Genomic DNA, 15,956 nt, shown 5'->3' on the forward strand with positions numbered 1-15,956 from the left:
TCGGGGTCCTCAAGCAAACTTGTTCGCTCGGTGAAGGAGCTGCTTTTTCAGCGTTTCGGGTGGTGGATACGTTCGGATTTAATGGCGTGAACTTTTAGCACACTAGCAACTAGAAACTAGCAACCAGCAACTGAAAAGCGGCCTGATGGCCGCTTTTCTTACGCGCTGAGCTTGTAACGGGTCTCCGCAATCCGGTAGATCGGCCGCCACAGCAGCCGGTTGATGGTCACGACAATCAGCGCCATCACGATCGTTGCCCATAGCAGAACCGGGAACTGTCCGGCATCCGTGGCCGCGGAGATTTGCGCCCCCAGGCCGAAGGTGGACAAGGTCTGATTCTTCAGCCGGAAGTACTCGGCCACGATGGACGCATTCCATGCGCCGCCGGATGCTGTCACCAGGCCGGTGATCAGGTAAGGGAAGATCGACGGCAGAATAATCACCTTCCACTTTTCGACCGTCGAGAAGCGGAAGAGGCGGCCCACTTCACGCAGATCGCTCGGAATGGCGATCGCTCCAGCTATGACGTTGAACAGGATGTACCACTGTGTTCCAAGCAACATCAGCGCGATCGATCCGATACCGAGTCCGCCGCCCGCCTTCACGATCCCAACCAGCAGCACAGGGAAGACAGCGGTCGCCGGTACAGATGCCGCAATCTGCGCCAGGGGCTGTGCAATGCGGGCCAGGCGCGGGTGCAGGCCGATCGCTACACCGGCGGGGATGGTCCATGCGGAACCGATCAGCAACGCAGCAAGGACGCGCAGAAAGGTCGCTCCGGCTCCGAGGAAGATCATGCCAATCTGACGCGGCTGAACCTCTCGTAACAAGACGATGGCGTGGGTCGCTGCGAATAGCACGATACCGATGACCAAACCGGCTGCTACATAGCGGAGCACCTTCTGCAATGTGGAGTCCGAAGCAGGCTGCTGGTGGTGTGCTGCGCGGCGTTTGTACGAAGTGCGGTAGAAGAGCTCGCTGACCGGACGAAGCGTGCGCTGCCGCAGGTGACGAATCGCCGTGGAGTGTTGCAGCAGGTGGAGTAGCGGCGAGGAGACTCGGTTCGAACTCTCTGTCTGCTCGAACTTGAACTTATCGCTCCACGCAATCAGCGGTCTCCACAGAAGCTGATCCGTGGCAACGATGATGGCGATCATCGTTAGCAGGCCATAGGTGATGGCGCGGAAATCCCCATTCGCTGCCGCTGTCTGCAGGTACGATCCAAGGCCCGGCAGGCGGAAGTCGCGGCTGCCGAGGATGAACATCTCGCAGGCCATCAGGAAGAACCATCCTCCCGCGACCGAGACCATCGAGTTCCAGATCAGACCGATGGTGGCAAACGGAAGCTCCAGATTGAAGAAGCGCTGTATCGGAGAGAAGTTGTAGATACGTGCCGCTTCAGTCAGCTCGCGCGGAATGGCCTTAAGCGATGCATAGAAGCTATAGGCAATGTTCCACGCCTGTCCCGTGAAGATGAGGATGATGGCGCCCATCTCGATACCGAGTTGATGGCCGGGGACGAGAGCCACCATCGCCAGCATAACTCCAGGTAGGAAGCTGAGTACCGGGATCGATTGCAGGATATCCAGGCACGCCAGCATCAGGCCCTCGAGACGGGGCGTATAGGCCGCGATGTAGCCGTAGGTCAGCGCGAAGGCAAGCGACAGCAGATAGGCAAAGCCGATGCGCACAATCGAGAAGAACGCATACATCGGCAATGCATGCGGCGAGAGGGAGATGGCGAAATCCGTACGCGGAGTCGAGTTCCAGTAACGGGCAATCTGCACGACCGCATAAAAACAAGCCAGCAGAAGACCCGCGACGCAGAGGTCAAGGAAGACCGGCCAGCTGCGGCGAACAACAACAGAGCGAGCGAGAGTGTCACGCCGCAGATGGAAGCCGGCAGGAAGCTGAATCATAGACCGGTCTCCTGCTTATCTTTCTCCTCCTCTTCCTCCGGAGCATCGGCGAAGGTGCTCTCCGGCTCCGCAAGAGACGACTCGGGAAGAATAAAGCGGCGGCGCGTCGAGTCGAAGTCGAAGATCTCCGCATAACGGCCCCAGGTGATTGCGGTTTCCAACTGACGGACGGTCTCCTCTTCAGAGAAGACTTCGTCGAGCGTGTCATGGAAGAAGTCTTCCGGCACCGTGTGATCAGACTTCGATTGCAGTGCGCGAACGATCTGGCGCAGCAGAAGCACATTGTCTACCGCGGCTTCACGGAAGATCTCCTTCTGGCGAAGGATCTCCGCGTTGGCATACTCGGTGCCCAGGGCTGTGATGGCAGCGTCGCCTTCGGTGACTGTCAGGAACTTCAGGATCGATGCAGCTTCCACGATAGGCAACAGATCGTCGATCTCGAAGGCAAGATCATCGGCCAGGCGATAGATATCTGATTTGCCGCCGTGGTCGAGCAGAAACTCAAGCAGACCTGCAATACCGCCCGGACGTGCATGGGGCAGCATCTGATACTTCATCTCGCGCTGATCGCGAACACGGCGGCCGTTGATATTCGGGAGTGCCGGCGCGGGCGCTTCGGGCTGCGTAAGCACCTTGTAGATGTAGTCAACGAGCTGTGTAAAGGCAGCCGCCTTACGATCGCGAGGATGCGCCAGATTGACGCGGAAGTCCGTACGGATGTGGCCAGGGTTACGGCCGAGCACGATGATGCGGTCTGCCAGCAGCACCGCCTCTTCGATGTTGTGGGTCACGATGAAGATAGACTTCGTCGGAATCGTCCTCTTGTGCCACAGCTCTAGTAGCTCAGATCGCAGGTTCTCTGCCGTAAGAACATCAAGCGCGGAGAACGGTTCATCCATAAACAGGACTTCCGGCTCGACGACCAGGGCACGGGCAAAGCCGACGCGCTGGCGCATACCTCCCGAGAGCTCCTTGGGATAGGCGGCCTGGAAACCGTCGAGACCAACAGTGTCGAGGATCTTGAGGGAGCGCTTGCGGCGTGTAGCAGCATCGACACCACGTGCTTTCAATGGCGCTTCGATGTTTTCGAGAACCGTGAGCCATGGAAAGAGTGCGAACGACTGAAAGACGATGCTGACATTCACGTCCGCGCTCTGGATCGGCGCTTCGTGCCAGTAGACTTGCCCTGCCGAAGGCGTGGAAAGACCGGTGAGCATGCGCAGCAGGGTCGACTTGCCAGAGCCTGAAGGGCCAAGCAAGGCGATGATCTCTCCCTGAACGATGGAGAGGTCCGTCGGCGAGATAACCTGGATGCGGTTCTCGCTCGGTTGGGAATAATATTTCTCGACGCGCTCGGCGCGAATGATGGCTGGCTGCATGCTTCTTGATTTTTAGTGTTGAGGTTTGATAAGCCGTTTGTTGCTGAAAATTCACAACTTGCAAGCGGGGACGCTGCGGACAGCGTATCATTGTTTCAGCGGGCGCGTCAGACGCTTTCGCGCAGGATAGTACGTTCGTGCAAGCTGCCGGTTGAAATTTTTCGACTTTGAGGTAAGGAATCACCCCCATGACAGAGACCACAGGGAATCAGCCACGCGCCAAGGTGCTGGTGGCGGACGATGAGCAGGTGATCGCAAATACGCTGGCGATCATTCTCAACCAGGCCGGTTTCGAGGCAAAGGCTGTTTATAGCGGCGAAAAGGCCGTAGAGGCATTGGACTCCTTCCGTCCGGACATGCTGATCAGCGATGTCATCATGACGGGAATGACTGGTATTGAAGCGGCAATCGAGACGCGTACGCGTCTTCCTCATTGCAAGATTCTTCTCTTCAGTGGACAGGCCGCCACGGCCGATCTGCTGGACAAGGCACGGAGCCAGGGGCACGAGTTCGAGATCCTGGCAAAGCCCGTGCACCCCACAGATCTGTTAGCGAAGCTTCGCGGCTAAAAATTTTAGTAAGCAAAGCAGAAAAGCGTCCCTGAGGAAGGGGCGCTTTTCTGCTTTTACTAAGAGGATTGAAGTGTGACGCGTATGGGGTCTTCAGGTCTTCGGCGTCTGTACGATTCTGTACGCCTGGGGCGATGTCTTAGGTCGGTATGAGGCGCGCCTCCGCCGATGTTCGCAGAGCGATTTGAAGTCCCGATACTGGGAGTTTATTGAATGGGTCGCGCATGGTCGCGATACCCGATTCTTCGTCTGCGGCGAAGAATCGGGCAGCGGAGATAAAGGCTTAAAGCCGGCCGATGTATTCGATCTCGCGGGTTTTGAGGACGATCAGGTATTCGTAGATGGCCTGTAGCGTGGCATAGGTGAAGCCGGCGCGACCGTCGAGGAAGCCCTTCTTGAGCACGTAGAGGACCAGGAACTTGATGAGCGGGCGCCCGGGTGTCTTGTAGAAGAGTTCTTTCTGGTGGAAGCGGCGTTTGTGGAAGTCCTTCTCGAAGAGAGCTGAACGGATGCTGACTTTGGGGCTTTCTTCGCCCTGGGCGCGGCGGTTGGCGACGATCTGCTCGGCTTCAAAGCGGCTGTACTGATTATGACGTTCGATCCAGTGGCCGATGCCCTTGCTGAAAGGAAAGTGGTCGAGGTATCCGGTGAGCTGTGCAACCGGGCCCGAAGGAATGGAGACGGGATTGACCAGGCGCTCGTACCTCATGCACTCGGGACGGAAGAGGCGTATGTAGAAGGGCGAAGTCTGCACGTGTTTGAGCCAGGTGCCGAGGAAGAAGTCGCGGCGCTGGATGCGGTAGGCGACGTTCTCACCTGGAGCGGCGACGGCTTGAAGAAGGGCGTCTTTCAGGCTGGGTGTGCAGTATTCGTCGGCGTCCAGGTAGAAGACCCACATGTGCTTGAAGGGAATATTGGCGAGCGCCCAGTTCTGGTGTGCGGCCCAGTTGTCGAAGGGGCGCTCGGTGACGATGGCTCCGAGTTTGCGAGCGACGGCCTGGGTGTTGTCGCGGGAGACGGAATCGAGGACGTGGATATCGTCGGACCAACGGACAGACTCAATGCATCCGGGGAGGTTCTTCTCTTCGTCCTTGGTCAGGATGAGGATGGAGATCATGCCTGTTCGTCTCCGGAGGGTGTGGAGGTGGTGTAGACACGCTTGCGGTCTTTGATCTTGACGGCGGGCGAACCGGCGTAAACGGTCCAGGGTTCCATGTCTCGGGTAGCGGTAGAAGCGAGGCCGAGGACGGCTCCGTCACCGACATTGACGCCAGGAGCGACGTTGGCGTGGGCACAGATCCAGGAGTATTCGCCGAGGCGCATGCGGTAGCTGACCAGAGGGAAGGCCGGATCGTCGTAGTCGTGGGTTGCGCCACAGATATAGCCATTCTGCGAGACGATGGCATGGGAGGCAAAGGTCATGGGCGAAGGGTTGTAGACCTCTGCGCCGTCGCCAAGGGTTACCTGTTCACCGCAGATGAGATTCCATGGCGCCCAGACGCGCGAGCCGGGATAGAAGTGGCAGTGCGCTCCCATGGTTGCGCCGAAGAGCCGCAGAAGCATGCTGCGCCACGCATGGAAAGGACGCGGTGAGGTGCGGTAGAAGAGCAGCCAGGTGATATTCCAGACCAGGCGCTTAAGGCGGTTTCCGACAGAGAAGGCAGGGCGAAGATATGGATCGCCCGTGGTGTCAGAAGACAGAGCCTCTGTCGACTTGTAATCGATCTGTCTCGCCATCACTAGTTCTCCGAGTTGTTGAGGGGATGCTTCTTCAGCTCTTTGCCAAACAGGCTCAGGATGATCTTGGCGTTTTCTTTCATATCGTAGCGTCTACGAAAAGTAACCGGAGCCTGCTCATACATCTGCGCGCGTTCGTCCGCGGAGAGAGCATGCCAGCGACGGAAGAGGTTCAATGTCCCATCCAGGGTGTCGGCCTCCACCATGCCGACGCTGTCTGCTTTGATGTCCGGCGCGATGTTCACCTGGTCAGAGAGCAGTACCGGCTTACCGCAGGCAAGAGCCTCGGCAACAGCAATGCCGAAGTTCTCCTGGTGCGACGGCAGAATGAATGCCTCACAGGCGTAAAAGGCTCCCCATTTGAGTGCGCCTTTGAGCATTCCAGGCCAATGGACCCGGCTGGTCAGGCCTGCCTTGTCGACAATAGTTTGCAATTCCTGGCGCCATCCCACCTGATCCGGGCCAGCAATCACCAGGTGCAACTCGGGATCGAGAGCTGCAGTCTGCGCGAAAGCTTCAAGCATGAGATCGACACCCTTTTTAGGATGAATTCGTCCCAGAAAAAGTAGGAAACGTTTGCCTTCAAGATCGGGTGCGGCTTCATAAAAAGCCCGAAGCGCCTCAGTCTTCTGAATGCGCGGCGTGTCGGCCCCGTAGGGAACGACGTGCGGGGTCCACTGGTAGATGGGGAAGGTCTTTTCCGCAAGCTCTTTCTCTGCCTGAGAGGTAAAGAGGACGTAGTTGGCTCCTTTTAGGACCCGGTACTCTGCCGAAAGCCAATAGGCAAGCTTCTTAAGGTGTTTCAGCGGATACGCCGACTTGAAATAAGGATCAAGCATCCCATGTGGGAAGACAATATACGGAATCTCACCGAGGAGCGCGCGATAGGCGGCGAGTCCTCCATAGTTCCAAAGTCCGTTGACCACCGCTCCATCAAAGCGAGAACGGTTTTTCTTGAGCCATGGAATCAGCTTCGAGGTGTAGCCATAGGTCGAATTGACGGGCCCTAGCGCATGCACGGGGAAGGGCAGTCCTTTGAGATAAGGAGCATTCGGATCGTCCTGCGTAAGGACTTCCCCTTCATAGCCGAGGTCCTTATAGCTGATCAGGGTGCGGACCGCTTCAGCCGGCCCGCCAGCCTCAGGATTGATCGTCCGGATGATGTGCAGAATGCGCATGGTCTGGCAGAGATTCTCAGGGACAACAGTTAATAAAACAGTTCAGGCGATAAAGTTGCCGGTAACGTGTGCAAGCGCCTGCCGCAGTCCCTGCACATCTTCTTCAAAACTCCAGTGGTTGACGCGCTCCAGGGCGGCAGTACCCATTGCCGCGGGAGTATCCGGTGTCGCAAAAACACGCCGCAGGGCATCAGTCAGTGCATCGATATTACCAACCGGAAAGACGCATCCTTCGACGCCGTCGGTTACAAGATCACGTTGGGAGCCAACATCGGTTGAGACAATCACCGCGCGTCCGGCATTCATGACCTCGTTGACGATCAGTCCCCAGGGTTCATGCCGTGAAGGCAGGACGAAGACACTGGCGAGATCGAAGAAACGGGGCAGTTCTGCCTGGTTGCGGAAACCAGCAAAGCGGACGCTGGTACATCCGGATTCTTTGACACGCGCTTCCAACTTCGCCCGCTGTTCTCCGTCCCCGACGACGACGAGGTAGGGATGCGGATCGACTCCAGGTGCTGGCGACAGCCGGAGATAAGCTTCCAGCAGATGGTCGCAGTGCTTGCGCTGCTGCAGCTTGGAAGCGAACAGGATCACCGGGCGAGATGGATCCAGGTTGAGTTCCTGTTGCAACTGCGCGCGAGTCTCCCGGGCGGGAATCGCGCGCTGCTGGAAATAACTGTTATCGACCGCATACGGAAAGAGGAACTGGGGAATATCCTCCCCGAAGTAATAGCTCCAATACTGGCTGTTCAGCGTTCCGATCGGCAGGGTCGCATCGATCAGATGCGACAGAGCCGCAAAGTAGGCCTTCTTCATCGCCAGCTTCCATCCGGCTCTCGGCCGGTCCGCCATCCATGRCTCGGCCCGCAGCAGGACCGGCACCCCGAGCGCCTTGGCAGCCACCATGGCATGGAGAGCATTCACGCTGGAGTATCCATGGGTCCAAAGCACGTCGTGCCGGGCGATTCTGGAGAAAAAACCTCGGTTCAGGGGACGCAAATGATCTGGTGAAGAGACGTTGTCCAGAATCCTGGGGAGGAATTCGTATTTATAACCCTCCAGGAGAGGAATGTCCCATTTCACCTCAACGCCGAACCCCTGGTCTTTGTAGCCACGAACGGAGAAGTCCGAACCGAAATAAACAGTCAGGTCAATGTCCGGCTCCCGAGAGATACGGCGGAGCAGGGGGGCCTGATATTGGATCGGATGCGTAACCAGATATGCGAGCCGGAGCTTGCGCCTGGAGGACACTTGATGGTCACCCATGATGCGGACGTTGAACTCCTTTCCTGGATGGACGTCGTGGCGTTTAGTGATTGAGCGTGATGTAAGACGAGAGCTGTGCAATACCCATCAGTGTGGCGATGCCGCCTGCTCGAATCGCGGCCCTTATACCGCTTGTCGGCAGGTAGAGGATGTCATCCGGTTGCAGGACGGGATCGGGATCCTTGCCTGCAATCACACGAGACATATTGACCTTTACCTCGACGCGGCGCGTTCCCTCGGTGCGGATAATGCGGGTCTCCTCACGTTTACCTTCAAAGTTCGGGCCGCCTGCAATCGCGATTGCCTGCAATACCGTGAGAGGCGAGTTGCTGACGAGCGGAATCGCACTTTGTAACTTGAATGCGCCAAGAGCATAGATCACGCCCGTTCTTGGGATGACCAGAGTATCTCCCGCAAAGAGTGGCACGTTTGCCATCGAACCGTTAGCCGGGTTATTGCCGAGATCGATCACCAAAGGTGCATCCTGGCCGGGGCGGAGGACAGTGACCACATGGCTTGCGGTCGGCAGAAGCCCTCCGGAGGCGGCAATAACATCAAAAAGACGCCGGCGCCCCAAAGCTGGTACTACGCCTGCAAGGCCCCGCGTTTCGCCGGTAACAGTAATGATCTGATTGGGGGTTTCCATGACTTGGATGGATACCTGGGGATCGTTGTACATCCCCCCCGCAACCAGATGTTCGGCGATGGCGTGTTCGGCCTGGGTCAATGTCAAGCCCTGAACATGGACGACGCCCGCCAGAGGAAGGGCAATCGAGCCATCCAGTGAAACGCGAGCCGTCGGAGCGTAGTCTGTGGAACCGTAGATGTGAACCGTCAGCAAGTCGCCGCCGCCCACCGTCGGTTCGCGATCAGGAGGGAAGAGAAGAGCTGGATCCGTAGTGATCTTCAGCGGATGATTGACACCGCTATCATTCCCCGGAGCCGGGCCTGCGAACTGTGCGTGAGTCGAGGGAACCGCTGCGGCCATGATGACAGCCAGCAGAACCGGAGATCCGATCTTAACCTTGAGAAACGGCATAGTCAGTTTCACTCTCCTTCCCCCTGACGCTTCTTGGGTGTGGCTGCTGTCTCCCACGTGTCAGAGTCGAGGTTCGCGTAGGAGTAACCCGAGTAGCCGTAGTAGCCATAGTATTCAGGCGAGTTGATATCGACCGCGTTCAATACAAAACCAGTCACACGGATACCGGAACGGACGAGAAGGTCTCTTGCACGGCGGACAACCTGTTTGCTGGATTTGCCGTGGCGAATGACAAGCACAGCGGTATCCGTCTGGCGACCAAGGATCACACCATCCGTAACAGAAAGAATAGGAGGGGAGTCGATGACGACATGCGTGTATTTCGTCTTTGCGTTCTCGATGAGATGCTGCATGCCTTCTGAGCTGAGCATCTCGGTCGGGAAGGGAGGAACCGGACCGCTGGCCAGAATGTCAAGGTTCGGTACATCGGCCACCTGTTGCACCGCTTCTTCAAGGCTGGTGGCCCCACTCAGCACCGTAGAGAGACCAACCTTGCCATTCAAGCCAAAACGGTGATGGACGCTGGGACGCCGAAGGTCAGCGTCGATAAGAAGCACTCTGGTCTCACGTTGAGCCAGGATGCAGGACAGGTTTGTGGAGCAGGTTGTCTTACCTTCCGACGGTGTAGCGCTGGTAAACAGGATCGTCCGGGGTGGGTGAGCCGTGTCGGACAGCAGGATGGAGGTCCGAAGCGAACGGAAGGCTTCAGCAAACTGGGATTTGGGCATGGTAAGCACACCCATATTGAGTTGTGTGACACTCATGCCGGCCGGCAATTCGCTGACGGTGCGGCGTGACTTCGGGATGATGGCCAATGCCGGCAGTTCCGTGATGCCTTCGACTTCAGCAATCGTACGCAGGCCAGTGTCGAGGCTCTCAAGCAGGAAGGCGATGACGATGCCGCCGAACAGACTGAACAGCAGCGTCACGACAATGATGGTGGTGGCTGACTGCAGCGTAGGTGCCGCCGGAATCAGCGCCTGGTCAACGACATCAATTTCCAGAGACTCCAGACCCGCCTGAATACCCGCAGCCCGCAAGCGCTGCAGCAGGCTGTCATAAAGCTGGCGTCCCGATTCGAACTCACGCTGACGCAACGTATATTCCACCAGCTCGTCGCGTAGTTTGTATGCATCGGCCTTCTGTGCCTCGAGTGCGGCCTGGGTCTGCTCTTCAGTGGCCTTGGCGGCGAGATACGTTTGTTTTGCCTGATTGAGCAGACGTCCCTGCTCGGTATTGATCTCGGTCGCGAGCTCATCCATCTGCGCTTTGGCAGCCTTGACCTGAGGGTGGTTCGGACCAAGCTGCGATGTCAGTTCTGCATAGTGCGCGCGGGCGTTAGCCAGCTCACCACGCAAACTATTCAGCCCGCCCGGTTGGATGCTTGGGGTTGCATCGATCAGACCTTCCATCGAAGCGGGATCCGCCTGGGCCAGCGCGCGATAGCGGGACTCCGCGATGATGCGGTTGATGCGGGCATCGCCCGCTGCCTTCGTGAGGCTGTCGATGAGGGAAGTGATCTCGCTTTGGCTGTGTGTCGGATCAATGCTTACGCCTACAGAACCGAGGCGGCGCTGTAACTCGAGAAGCTGTTCCTGCGAAGTCTCTACCTGCTGTTTGAGATCATCAAGCTGACCGGTGAGCCATTGACTGGCGTGCTGTGCTGAGTTGAACCGGGTCTGGTAGCTACGCTGGATATAGTCTTTGATCAGCGTGTTGATGATATTAGCCGACAGATGTGCGTCGAGACTGCGATAGTTGATCGTGATCAGGTTCGTACGTGCCACGATCGATACTGTGAGATTTGCCTTTAACCGCCCCAATGTGGCCTGGCGGATCATTGGCGTATCGAGCGACGTTACAGGTACGGGGGGACGTACGCCCAGGAAAGCCGGTTCGTTATTCAGGTTCAGCTCGCGAGCAACCGTCAGCAGCAGGGTTTCGCTGGTCAGGATGGTCGATTGGGTATTGAGGTGACTGCTCGTGTCGGTTGCGCCTACAGTCGTGAGTCGGTACTCGTTCGAGGAGCCCGAACGCACCTCAATACGGCCGGTCGCTATATATAAGCGCGGTTGCGAGACCGACCGGTACATGCCATACGCTAAGCCAACTGCAATGGCAATGAGCAGAACCCAACGGCGTTTACGCAGTACGAGGATTGCTTCAGAAAGCGATGCATCCGTAGGCGCAGACGCAGCAGCACGGTAATCCGTCGTCGGCGGGAGAGGTTGCTGAGGATTTTGCGGACCCATGTGTACTCAGTCTAACCGAGACCCTAGGTTCATGGAATTTGAAAAGTACTGCGTCAAGTGCTGCAAATGATTAAAAAAACCTTGCTATGCCCTAGACTGGAACCAGTAGATCAAATTCTGATAGGGAGCCTATGGCGCAAAACGTTCGCATCGCAGTAGTCGGTTCAGGGTATGTGGGGCTGGTGGCGGCGGTCTGTTTCGCTGAGATCGGGCATTCGGTCGTATGTGTCGACAACGACGAGCGCAAGGTGAAGGCATTACAGGGCGGTGACACGCTGATCCACGAAAACCACTTGCCCGAACTGCTGGGTAAGTATCGAAATGGCCGGGTCACCTTTACGACCGACCTGGGCGAAGCCACTAAGAACTCTGATGTCATTTTTGTTGCTGTAGGTACACCGCAAAGCGAGACAGGCGATGCTGATCTGTCCTATGTCGAAGCTGTTGCGGCCGAGATTGCGCGTTCCATCAATGGGTATAAGGTCATTGTCGAGAAAAGCACTGTGCCTGTTTACACCAATGAGTGGATTCGCCGCGTCATTGAGCGTAATGGCGTAGATAAGCATCTTTTTGATGTCGTATCAAACCCCGAATTCCTGCGCGAAGGCACCGCGGTTGAGGACTTCCTCCATCCTGACCGCATTGTCGTAGGTTCTGACAGCCCGCGTGCGGCCGAGCTTCTCAAAGCTATTTATGCTCCCCTGACGGAAGGTGCCTATTACAAGCAGGAAGGGCACATTACCGGTATCTGCAATACAGAGGAGCTTCCTCCGATTCTTCTGACTTCTACCAAGAGCGCAGAGATCATTAAACATGCCTCCAATGCCTTTCTGGCATTGAAGATCAGCTTTATCAATGCCGTAGCCAACATTTGCGAGGAAGCTGACGCAAACGTCGAGCAGGTGGCAAAAGGCATGGGACTGGACGCGCGTATCGGACCCCGCTTCCTGCGGCCTGGCATCGGATATGGCGGCTCCTGCTTCCCAAAGGATGTTTCGGCGTTCCGTTCGGTGGCTGAGCAGATGGGCCTTGGCTTCAATCTGCTGGCAGAAGTCGAACGGATTAACGAGCAACAGAAGAAGCGTTTTATCGCCAAGGTTCGTTCGACCCTTTGGACGCTGCGCGGCAAGAAACTGGGGGTACTCGGACTTGCCTTCAAGGGTGACACGGATGACATTCGCGAGAGCCCTGCGATTGCTCTGGTACAGACGCTGCTGGCTGAGGGCTGCTCGGTTGCGGCATTCGATCCAGCTGCCATGAGTCGCGCGAAGCTCGAATTGCCTGAGGGGCCGAACTGCAAGTATGTGGGCGATCCCTATGAGGCGGCAAACGATGCTGATGCGCTCTTGATCCTTACTGACTGGGCGGAGTTCGGCCAGCTCGATCTGGCACGGCTGAATAAGTCGATGCGCTATTCCATCATCGTAGACGGCCGTAATATGTACGAGCCTGAAGCGATGTCGGAAGCTGGCTTCCACTACACCAGCGTTGGACGCCCTTCGGCTCATCCGGCCCACTAATCTCGAACGTAACGCGCACAAGGAGAAGACCCAAAAGCATGGGCAAACGCCGCATTGTTGTCACTGGAGCCGCAGGATTTCTGGCATCGCACCTGTGCGATGTACTTCTGAGCGAAGGGCATGACGTGCACGGCATCGACAACCTGGCGACTGGCAAGATGGCCAACCTGGCCCATCTTGCCAGTGAACCGCGGTTTTCTTTTGCCGAGCAGGACATCTGCCAGAGTTTCGATCCTGGCCCGTTCGACTACATCTTCAACATGGCATCGCCTGCCAGCCCCGCCGACTATATGCGTCTCGGCATCGAGACGCTGCAGGTAGGTTCTAGTGGAACGCTCAACACACTGGAACTGGCAAAGAAATATAAGGCTGGATATCTGCACGCTTCTACATCGGAGTGCTATGGGGACCCCCTCGTGCATCCGCAGGTGGAGACGTATTGGGGCAATGTCAATCCGATTGGCCCTCGCAGTGTATACGACGAAGCCAAGCGCTTCAGCGAGGCTGCCGTTGCCGCGTATGAGCGCTACCATGGCGTCAATACGCACCTGGTGCGCATCTTCAACACCTATGGTCCTCGTCTGCAGGCAAATGATGGACGTGTCATCTCAAACTTCATGATGCAGGCGCTTCGCGGCGACCCCCTCACCATTTACGGCGATGGGTCCCAGACGCGCAGCTTCTGCTATGTCTCCGACCTGATCGATGGAATCGTCAAATTAGCGTGGAGCAACGAGCACCTGCCGACGAATATCGGCAATCCGGTGGAGTGGACGATCCTGGAGTGTGCTAAAGAGGTGCTGGCTATTACGGGCTCGAAGAGTGAGATCAGTTTCCAGCCACTTCCTCAGGACGATCCCAAGCAGCGCCGCCCGGACATCACGAAGGCCAGGACGTTGCTGGGTTGGGAACCGAAAGTAATGCTGCATGAAGGGCTTGGACTCTCATTGCCGTATTTCAAAAGCTGCGTCGCAGCTGAGAAGTCCACAACCGCGGTCTAGAGCACTTCTCCTAAAGGTGTAGAGCGAAGCGTTTGCAGTTTGCGCCGTTTTCCTTCGAAGAAAACGGCATTCGCAGATTTCTCCAACACCACAGTATTAGGAGAATGCTCTAACGGTACAAAGTAGGAAGGCCCACGCACCTGAAGTGTGTGGGCCTTTTCTGTTTAACCGTTTGTTCTAATGCGTGCCAAGTCCTTGACGCAGGCGCGGGTACCAGGTGAGCTGAAACTGAACGAGTGTATTGTTCTGCTGGCCTTGTTTGTAGACCGGCGCCTTCCAGATCTCATGCTGCAAAGTCGCATTGAGTTCCACCTCTTTGGCAAAGCGCTTGACGAGATTGACGGAGAACTGATTCTGCGTAGTGCCGCCGGGGACAAAGTCCTTAGGGGTTTTCTTGTTCAGGTACTGCAGTTGCACCGATTCGTTGCCAGAGAAGTGCCAGGTAAGCCATGCCTGGCCCCCTTTGGCTTCGCGGCCGATGGCGTCTCCCATGATGAAGCCTTTGTTGGTGTAACCCTGACGTTGAACGGTTTCGTAGTACATGAACTCGCCCCTTCCGCTGTTTGGGACCGGAGGATCGGTGCTGACGCCTTCGAGACGGAGGTCAAGCTTAGGGAGATAGGGAAGCTGCGCCAGATAAAGCCCCGGACGAAACGAGGCACGATGCGGAGCGCTTATGGGCGTGACATCGTCGTGCACCATCGAATCCAGATAGAAGGTCGCGAGGTGCTTCGGAATGGGAAGGCGCCACGACGCCGTAAACATGCTGAAACGAGCTCCTGGATCGGAGCGGGAGAATTTTTCAGTCCCATTCGTATCCTGGAAGTGGAAGAAGCTCTTAAGGAACGTGTGGATGGTGATCGGGGTATGCCCCTTACCTCCCCAGATTGCGGTACGGGAAAATCCAAACTGGAAGTTCTTCGTGGGTGCGAAGCTGAATGTAGTGGAATGTACCCACGGAGAATTCGGATACGTGTGTCCCTTCAGGCTGCCGACAAAGATGTCATAGCGAAGAGGCCCCAGGACATTGCGGATGAACGGGATATACATCGGTTCGACGCGGTTGATGCGGAACGAATAGATATTCTCCGCATTGTTGGTCCAGGAAAATGCACCCCCCAGGCCCGGCCCGTTCCAGGCATCGGACTTTCCGAGTGAGAACTCATGCTTGGCAAGGTGAAACGAGAGATTCGCTTCCTGGATCCGAAAGGTGTTGGTTGCTGCAATGGGACCTTCAGGAATCGTGCTTTGGTGACGATTGAACCCGTCGTAGGGAACCCTGTCGACGGCTGCGAGCTGCTGCGCCAGCGCGTAACTGTACCCATCGGCCGAAGGCGCGTGCTGGTACTCACCACGAACCGACAGTGAGAGCCGGCCGATCTCATTGACGGTAGAGAACCCTGTGATGTTATTGAAGCCGCTCTGATACGGACGCCCATAGTCGTTGCTGACGGTCTGCCCCAGGTGAAAACTATCGCGGAGCACCGGCCCGGAGATATAACCGAGGCGGGTGTACGCCGAATAAAGGCCGTTCACTGCTCCAACGCCATCAAAGTTCGCAGCTAGTTCCGCATCGAACTCATGAAGCAGCGAATCAAGAATAGCCTTCGCTTCTTCGTTATCGCCGGCTCGAATGTCCTGCTCTGAGTCGACCAGCATATTGATGGCGCTACGCCTGGTCCAGGGCCGAATGCTGATGAAAGCCGTATTGAGATATCCGTAGGCGTGCAGACGCAGCATGGCTGGATAGATCCAGCTATCGACGGGGATGTACACCGAACCCAGAAAGTCGATTTTGCGGATCGTCGCTGGCGGCCCGTACTGGTTACGCGCCGTGAATGGATGTTGCTCTGTCGGCTGGGGTGCAACGACCGGAGGAGGGACGGGCTGCGGCGGCGGAAGGGCCGGAGGTTGCTTCTGGTCCGGATTGTAAGGAGGAAGAGCCGGAGGATTGGTCTGCTGTTGCTGGTTATAACCGGGTTGTTGCGCAGGAAGGTTCTGCTGCGCCGGATCGTTCTGCTGCGCACTGGCGGAATATAAAACGACGAAACCGAAAGCGAGGGAGAGTGCTATAGGGAAGCGGCGCATGCTGC

General features: G+C 57.0%; 12 protein-coding genes. 3 read left to right on the forward strand and 9 right to left on the reverse strand.

Going from position 1 to position 15,956, the window contains the following annotated elements:
- Window positions 1–158 precede the first annotated feature (158 nt).
- Both AB4Y89_RS12345 and AB4Y89_RS12350 read right to left on the reverse strand, forming a co-directional pair.
- On the reverse strand, window positions 159–1,919 hold the full coding sequence (locus AB4Y89_RS12345; RefSeq protein ID WP_442301233.1) for an ABC transporter permease: 1,761 nt from the start codon (window positions 1,917–1,919) through the stop codon (window positions 159–161).
- Window positions 1,916–3,298, reverse strand: a complete 1,383-nt coding sequence (locus AB4Y89_RS12350; RefSeq protein ID WP_442301234.1) for an ABC transporter ATP-binding protein — start codon at window positions 3,296–3,298, stop codon at window positions 1,916–1,918. Before AB4Y89_RS12350 ends, AB4Y89_RS12345 begins: the two co-directional genes overlap by 4 nt.
- A gap of 188 nt (window positions 3,299–3,486) precedes the next feature.
- Here AB4Y89_RS12350 and AB4Y89_RS12355 point away from each other — a divergent pair, with 188 nt between their 5' ends.
- The gene (locus tag AB4Y89_RS12355; protein WP_147648730.1) at window positions 3,487–3,867 is read left to right on the forward strand and encodes a response regulator; all 381 of its coding nucleotides are present in this window, start codon (window positions 3,487–3,489) and stop codon (window positions 3,865–3,867) included.
- Between the two features lie 283 nt (window positions 3,868–4,150).
- On the opposite strand, the gene AB4Y89_RS12360 is transcribed toward AB4Y89_RS12355, so the two are convergent.
- The 6 genes from AB4Y89_RS12360 to AB4Y89_RS12385 are packed head-to-tail and all read right to left on the reverse strand — an operon-like array spanning window position 4,151 to window position 11,342.
- Window positions 4,151–4,984 carry a glycosyltransferase family 2 protein gene (locus AB4Y89_RS12360; protein ID WP_442301235.1) on the reverse strand — a complete coding sequence of 278 codons (834 nt, stop codon included), beginning with the start codon at window positions 4,982–4,984 and terminating at the stop codon, window positions 4,151–4,153.
- A complete protein-coding gene (locus AB4Y89_RS12365) occupies window positions 4,981–5,604 on the reverse strand; it encodes a putative colanic acid biosynthesis acetyltransferase (protein WP_442301236.1) in 624 nt (207 codons plus the stop codon). The genes AB4Y89_RS12360 and AB4Y89_RS12365 overlap by 4 nt, the downstream gene beginning before the upstream one ends.
- A 2-nt stretch (window positions 5,605–5,606) precedes the next feature.
- Window positions 5,607–6,782, reverse strand: coding sequence for a glycosyltransferase (locus AB4Y89_RS12370; RefSeq protein WP_442301237.1), 1,176 nt, complete (start codon window positions 6,780–6,782; stop codon window positions 5,607–5,609).
- A 42-nt stretch (window positions 6,783–6,824) separates the two neighbouring features.
- Window positions 6,825–8,051 carry a glycosyltransferase family 4 protein gene (locus AB4Y89_RS12375; RefSeq protein WP_442301238.1) on the reverse strand — a complete coding sequence of 409 codons (1,227 nt, stop codon included), beginning with the start codon at window positions 8,049–8,051 and terminating at the stop codon, window positions 6,825–6,827.
- A 43-nt stretch (window positions 8,052–8,094) separates the two neighbouring features.
- On the reverse strand, window positions 8,095–9,090 hold the full coding sequence (locus tag AB4Y89_RS12380; protein WP_442301239.1) for a polysaccharide biosynthesis/export family protein: 996 nt from the start codon (window positions 9,088–9,090) through the stop codon (window positions 8,095–8,097).
- An 8-nt stretch (window positions 9,091–9,098) separates the two neighbouring features.
- A complete protein-coding gene (locus tag AB4Y89_RS12385; protein WP_442301240.1) occupies window positions 9,099–11,342 on the reverse strand; it encodes a GumC family protein in 2,244 nt (747 codons plus the stop codon).
- 131 nt (window positions 11,343–11,473) lie between these two features.
- Here AB4Y89_RS12385 and AB4Y89_RS12390 point away from each other — a divergent pair, with 131 nt between their 5' ends.
- Together AB4Y89_RS12390 and AB4Y89_RS12395 are read left to right on the forward strand one after the other, a co-directional pair.
- A complete protein-coding gene (locus AB4Y89_RS12390; protein ID WP_442301241.1) occupies window positions 11,474–12,862 on the forward strand; it encodes a UDP-glucose dehydrogenase family protein in 1,389 nt (462 codons plus the stop codon).
- Between the two features lie 38 nt (window positions 12,863–12,900).
- Complete coding sequence (locus AB4Y89_RS12395) at window positions 12,901–13,863, forward strand: UDP-glucuronic acid decarboxylase family protein (protein WP_442301242.1); 963 nt, start codon at window positions 12,901–12,903, stop codon at window positions 13,861–13,863.
- A gap of 177 nt (window positions 13,864–14,040) precedes the next feature.
- Here the strand turns inward: AB4Y89_RS12395 and AB4Y89_RS12400 are convergent, their stop codons facing one another.
- Complete coding sequence (locus AB4Y89_RS12400) at window positions 14,041–15,951, reverse strand: capsule assembly Wzi family protein (protein WP_442301243.1); 1,911 nt, start codon at window positions 15,949–15,951, stop codon at window positions 14,041–14,043.
- Between the last annotated feature and the right edge of the window lie 5 nt (window positions 15,952–15,956).

The organism is Terriglobus sp. 2YAB30_2 (genome assembly GCF_052114765.1).
In the GTDB taxonomy this organism is placed as follows: domain Bacteria; phylum Acidobacteriota; class Terriglobia; order Terriglobales; family Acidobacteriaceae; genus Terriglobus.

Excerpts from the sequence above, each read along its gene's own strand:
- AB4Y89_RS12345 (WP_442301233.1), bottom strand. The coding sequence starts at position 1,919 with ATGATTCAGCTTCCTGCCGGCTTCCATCTGCGGCGTGACACTCTCGCT.
- AB4Y89_RS12350 (WP_442301234.1), bottom strand. The coding sequence starts at position 3,298 with ATGCAGCCAGCCATCATTCGCGCCGAGCGCGTCGAGAAATATTATTCC.
- AB4Y89_RS12355 (WP_147648730.1), top strand. The coding sequence starts at position 3,487 with ATGACAGAGACCACAGGGAATCAGCCACGCGCCAAGGTGCTGGTGGCG.
- AB4Y89_RS12360 (WP_442301235.1), bottom strand. The coding sequence starts at position 4,984 with ATGATCTCCATCCTCATCCTGACCAAGGACGAAGAGAAGAACCTCCCC.
- AB4Y89_RS12365 (WP_442301236.1), bottom strand. The coding sequence starts at position 5,604 with ATGGCGAGACAGATCGATTACAAGTCGACAGAGGCTCTGTCTTCTGAC.
- AB4Y89_RS12370 (WP_442301237.1), bottom strand. The coding sequence starts at position 6,782 with ATGCGCATTCTGCACATCATCCGGACGATCAATCCTGAGGCTGGCGGG.
- AB4Y89_RS12380 (WP_442301239.1), bottom strand. The coding sequence starts at position 9,090 with ATGCCGTTTCTCAAGGTTAAGATCGGATCTCCGGTTCTGCTGGCTGTC.
- AB4Y89_RS12385 (WP_442301240.1), bottom strand. The coding sequence starts at position 11,342 with ATGGGTCCGCAAAATCCTCAGCAACCTCTCCCGCCGACGACGGATTAC.
- AB4Y89_RS12390 (WP_442301241.1), top strand. The coding sequence starts at position 11,474 with ATGGCGCAAAACGTTCGCATCGCAGTAGTCGGTTCAGGGTATGTGGGG.
- AB4Y89_RS12395 (WP_442301242.1), top strand. The coding sequence starts at position 12,901 with ATGGGCAAACGCCGCATTGTTGTCACTGGAGCCGCAGGATTTCTGGCA.
- AB4Y89_RS12400 (WP_442301243.1), bottom strand. The coding sequence starts at position 15,951 with ATGCGCCGCTTCCCTATAGCACTCTCCCTCGCTTTCGGTTTCGTCGTT.